The organism is Pedobacter borealis DSM 19626 (genome assembly GCF_000708285.2).
GTDB lineage: Bacteria > Bacteroidota > Bacteroidia > Sphingobacteriales > Sphingobacteriaceae > Pedobacter > Pedobacter borealis.
This window is the reverse complement of record NZ_JAUG01000167.1, coordinates 1-3,949: the sequence shown is the minus strand read 5'-3', so window position 1 is coordinate 3,949 and position 3,949 is coordinate 1. Positions and strand designations below refer to the sequence as shown.

Below are 3,949 nucleotides of genomic sequence, written 5' to 3'. Positions count from 1 at the left end.
GGACTAAATCCGCCTCGTATACAGTTTCTGTTCGTAAGCCCCCATATTTGCCTCGGACTTCCTTCAGATTCGCAGTCGCCCACGACACCCTTGTCTCTAGCTAGCACTTCCTACTGCAAAGCGTGTTCGGGACTCTAACCCTATAGTCGATTGCCATGCCCGGCGCACCATAAAAAAACCGCACTTTAAAATGTTCAAAGTGCGGTTGTACCGATCAGCAGGGATATTTTGACATTTGAATCGTTTTTTATTGCTTTACAACCCTTCTGCAACCGGTTCCGGATTTAGAACAAACTGTTTGTTCTTTATATTAAAATTCACGTTAAGGTATCCGACAACCCTGCCGATCTGATTGGAGATCAGAAAATCATTGCCTTTACCTATCGTAATATTATCGTAAATGATGGTCATGACATTGCCTGTGGGCGTTTCGATATGTTCAAAATTAAATATCTGAAAGGCTTTATTAGTTTCCTTATCGATAATCTTTAATTCGCGCATGTGTGCTTCGGTAGACTTGCTCTTTTTAGTAAACACCAATAAAACAGTAAACTACTGACTTTATATGTTTTTTACAAAGCTTCAAATTCTTTTTCGTCAACAATAATATCATGGGTAACTGTTCTATGGTCAACAGGTATTTTATAATACTTCATTACCACAATGATCTTCGTCATGGGTATCTAAGCCGACTTCCTTGCAGAAATCACAACGGAGTTCCGTATCGGGCTCCGCAATCTTTTGACCCTGTGATAAGTCTCCAGGCCTTCGGATATTGGTAGTTGATTTCCCATAATGCAATATAGCAAAAGTTATAAAAATTAAAAGCCACTTGGTGGGTGGCTTAAATTATATCGATATCATTTCTTATTGCATCTATTTCATCCATTGTTTCTGATGGACATTTGCCCTCAAGTCTGATAATAAATTTTTTATGTAGTGGTATCTCGTATTCAACTCTTAAGTAGGTTTCTTTTGTCAGCCTCATCATTTTAAAAGCTTTACTGCCAGGCTTAATGCATATTTCTTTTTCATGAGATCTTTCAGTTCCTGTACACTTTATAACGATACATTCGTTGTCAACTTCATCCTCAACAACAACTGCCGATCTAACGCTGGTTCGCATTGGATCTTCTTCGTAGGGATAATAAACTTTGACTACATCTCCTCGTTTATAGACCGCCATGCTTAACTGCTACTTTAGAGTTATTCTTAACTCTATCTTCCTGTTTCCAGTCTGATAGATCGACACTCTTATAACAGTCAATTAATTCTTTGAACAATTCTGTGTTAGTTGCTGGATCTATAGTGTTAGGATATACGAGAGAGGTGATTTTTTCAGATGAATATTTTAATTCGGCATGCAGCTTTTCAATTTGGTTAATTACCAAATTCAAGAAAAAAGATTTGTTCGATTTTTTTTGAAGACTTTTTGCCAATGGAAGGACAGTATCCGAATAATCTTCATACATGTGTAGAAAATCTAATTCTAGCTCCATCTTATCTCTTTCTTCAAATTTTTCAAGATCAACTAATAAAGATTTTACAGTCCTATTTAAATCAGCTCTTTGAAACCTTAAGCGAATAGAGAATTTGCCTAAAATAAATGGCATAGCAATTTTATATCCAACAAGACCAAAGTAAAGCTTTGTTTTTTTTATTGAAGCATCAAAGTCACCAATGACTTTGTTCAATTCATGTTCTTGATTATCGATAGAAAACGATGTCATGACTTAATGAGAGCAATTTTTTTGAGGAACACTTTATCTTTAATAAACCGGGGTGCAAAAGTAGGATTTTTTTCTGAACAAAACCTTGTTGTACAAAAAACATGTCTTTAGAACATATTCCCTTTCTTGCGCCTTCGCTTAATTAACGTCTAATGTATGGGTTTGGTTTTTCTTGTGCAATAGCTACCGCTACTGCTATTGCTGCTTTTATTCATTCACTAACAGTATAAATAATATTCATTTTACGGAAAGCTGTAAATTTTGATTTAAAGACATTTTTTCGCTAAAATATTTAGTATTAAGCATAATTGTAACAAATTAGTTACGTTTGTGATTTTTACATTTTTCGTATTGGGTCTCGCTCCCCAATTTAAAAAAATTGATAATGATACGTGTATATCGTTACGAATTTACTAACATATAGTTCATAACTCCCAACCGCCCCAACCCACTGCAGGTGCCAGTCATATTTGAATGTAGCTTTTATTTTGTATATTCAAATGTATACCAAAACAAAAAAACGCTTTGAAAACATCTGTTTTCAAAGCGTTTTTTTGTTTAAAAGTACCCAAGAGGAGATTCGAACTCCCACACCCATACAGGCGCCAGCCCCTCAAGCTGGTGCGTCTACCAATTTCGCCACCTGGGTTTGTGCTGCAAATATAATTTAATTTTGGATTTCAGAAACAATGATTTACAATTCAATTTTTAAACCATCGTAAGCCAATCGAATATGCGCTGGCAAGTCTTTTTCCACATCAGCATGTTTACCCAAATTATGACTGATGTGTGTTAGGTAAGTGGTTTCAGCACCTACCCTTTCCGCAAAGGCAATGGCCTCGCTTAAAGTAAAATGAGAAATATGCGGTTCTTTTTGCAAAGCATTAAGCACCAACACTTTAGTGCCTTTTATTTTCTCAAAACTTGGTTCCGATATGGTTTTAGCATCCGTGATGTACGTAAAATCGCCAATTCTGTACCCTGTAATGGGCAACAAGTGGTGCATCACTTCAAAAGGAATAATTGTACTTTCGCCAATTTTAAAATCTTCGCCATTGGTTACCGTATGTAAATTAATCTGTGGCAAACCATGGTATTTAGTTTCAGCAAAAATGTAATAGAACTCTCTTTTTAAAGCCGCTTGAACCCTATCTGTCGCATAAACATCAATTACCTTATGCAGCAGGTAATTAAATGGCCTAATATCATCTAAACCAGCAATGTGGTCTTTGTGTTCGTGTGTAAACAACACCGCATCCAGATCTTTTACTTTTTCGCGTAAAAGCTGGTAACGGAAATCAGGCCCACTATCTACCACGATGGTTTTATCAGCTGTTTCAATTAATATCGAAGTCCGTAAGCGGTTATCTCTTTTATCAGCAGATAAACAAACTTCACAATTACAAGCAATTACAGGAACGCCTTGTGATGTACCAGTACCTAAAAAAGTAACCTTCATCTCCTTAAACTTTCCTTTCTATAATTGTAATGCTGGAGTTGTATCTTCATTAAAATAATTCGGTTTGCTGTAAGGATAGGTAGAATTGGCGCTGTTTTTCTTCTAGCAGGTTTTCGTCTGTATTGGTTTGCTTAACCAAAGCAACCAATGCCGCAATTTTTCCTTCCAGATTTGAAAATTTGTTTACCACAACAACCTTATTGTGCTCGAGCAGGCAAGAACCCGTTTTAAAGTTCCCTTTCTCATAACGAACCTTATAGCCCATAGCAAAAAGCAGGGTTTCTAATTTCTCTAAAGTATGGTTTGTTAGTGGCAATGACATTGGAAACAAACTTAGATAAATCTGCGCAGCATTCATAAACACATGATGAAAAATTTATCAACCACTATGTTCACTTCTAAAACATTTAGAAAATCAGGGCTCTGGATCAATCGGTTACGAAGCCCTGCCATCTGCTTTACTCATCCTGAACAATTTCGGGAATCGTGCCCGTTCCTGTTTTATCGAACCTGGGTTAGGCGCTTTGCTAGCTTACGTTAATAAACCATAGGTTTTACCGAAGAACGTCGTCAATCCCAAGTGGCGGAGAAATCAAAAAACCAGTTGCACAAAAGAAAAAATAGCACTACCAAACCTTAAACGCAGTGGTTTTGTGTTCATAAACGCTGCTTCAAAATGTTACGAAAATTGAACACAAACCTCGGAGGGCTCAATCAGCCCAAAGAAAACACAAACAAAAACTGATTAAACGAAGTGCCG

5 protein-coding genes and 1 tRNA gene are annotated in these 3,949 nt (G+C 36.7%); all 6 read right to left on the bottom strand.

The window, feature by feature from the left end; all coding sequences use genetic code 11:
• Window positions 1–255: 255 nt before the first annotated feature.
• On the bottom strand, window positions 256–537 hold the full coding sequence (locus AW17_RS23095; protein ID WP_167343716.1) for a hypothetical protein: 282 nt from the start codon (window positions 535–537) through the stop codon (window positions 256–258).
• 307 nt (window positions 538–844) lie between these two features.
• On the bottom strand, window positions 845–1,186 hold the full coding sequence (locus tag AW17_RS23090; protein WP_029280656.1) for a type II toxin-antitoxin system PemK/MazF family toxin: 342 nt from the start codon (window positions 1,184–1,186) through the stop codon (window positions 845–847).
• Window positions 1,173–1,730, bottom strand: coding sequence for a hypothetical protein (locus tag AW17_RS23085; RefSeq protein ID WP_029280654.1), 558 nt, complete (start codon window positions 1,728–1,730; stop codon window positions 1,173–1,175). Before AW17_RS23085 ends, AW17_RS23090 begins: the two co-directional genes overlap by 14 nt.
• A 565-nt stretch (window positions 1,731–2,295) precedes the next feature.
• Window positions 2,296–2,379 (bottom strand) — tRNA-Leu (locus AW17_RS23080).
• A gap of 45 nt (window positions 2,380–2,424) precedes the next feature.
• Window positions 2,425–3,189: an MBL fold metallo-hydrolase gene (locus AW17_RS23075; protein WP_029280652.1), complete on the bottom strand. Its 765-nt coding sequence runs from the start codon at window positions 3,187–3,189 to the stop codon at window positions 2,425–2,427.
• Window positions 3,190–3,238: 49 nt separating this feature from the next.
• Window positions 3,239–3,511, bottom strand: coding sequence for a hypothetical protein (locus AW17_RS23070; RefSeq protein ID WP_029280650.1), 273 nt, complete (start codon window positions 3,509–3,511; stop codon window positions 3,239–3,241).
• Between the last annotated feature and the right edge of the window lie 438 nt (window positions 3,512–3,949).

Bases quoted from the DNA above. Each gene is read 5' to 3' on its own strand.
- AW17_RS23090 (WP_029280656.1), bottom strand. From the start codon at position 1,186: ATGGCGGTCTATAAACGAGGAGATGTAGTCAAAGTTTATTATCCCTAC.
- AW17_RS23085 (WP_029280654.1), bottom strand. From the start codon at position 1,730: ATGACATCGTTTTCTATCGATAATCAAGAACATGAATTGAACAAAGTC.
- AW17_RS23075 (WP_029280652.1), bottom strand. From the start codon at position 3,189: ATGAAGGTTACTTTTTTAGGTACTGGTACATCACAAGGCGTTCCTGTA.
- AW17_RS23070 (WP_029280650.1), bottom strand. From the start codon at position 3,511: ATGTCATTGCCACTAACAAACCATACTTTAGAGAAATTAGAAACCCTG.